This is a genomic window from Janthinobacterium violaceinigrum, assembly GCF_009208555.1.
Lineage (GTDB): Bacteria > Pseudomonadota > Gammaproteobacteria > Burkholderiales > Burkholderiaceae_D > Janthinobacterium > Janthinobacterium violaceinigrum.
This window is the reverse complement of the sequence record NZ_WFLI01000113.1, coordinates 1-447: the sequence shown is the minus strand read 5'-3', so window position 1 is coordinate 447 and position 447 is coordinate 1. Positions and strand designations below refer to the sequence as shown.

Annotated in this window: 1 protein-coding gene; it reads left to right on the top strand. The window is 60.6% G+C overall.

Annotation, left to right across the window (positions count from 1 at the left end):
* Positions 1-447: hypothetical protein (locus tag GCN75_RS28870; protein WP_152285378.1), on the top strand; the 447-nt coding region annotated here is incomplete at both ends.

Here is a 447-nt window from a genome sequence, read left to right as displayed (position 1 = left end):
GTCACCTTGCACAACACGGAAGGCACGGTGCAGGCAGGCCAGCTCGACCTGCATGTGGGCAATCTGGACAACGCAAAAGGTACCATCTTGCAGACGGGCACGGGCGACACGCGCATCGTCACCGGCAATCTGGACAATACAGCGGGCCGCATTGCCGTCAACAGCAATGACTTGAACATCGATGCGGCCACGCTGGCGAACCGCGATGGCAAGATCGAGCATGCAGGCACGGGGACGTTGAATCTGCAGGCGGGCGTGCTGGACAACAGCAAGGGCCGTGTCACCTCGGCGGCGGCTGCTTCTGTCGTTAGTAAAGGTACGTTGAACAATACCGATGGCGTGATCGCCGCGACCACTGGCCTTCATGTGGGTGGTACTGCGCTGGACAACACGCGTGGCGTGTTGCAGGCGGACATGTTGCGTCTCGATGCGGCATCCTTGCTGAAC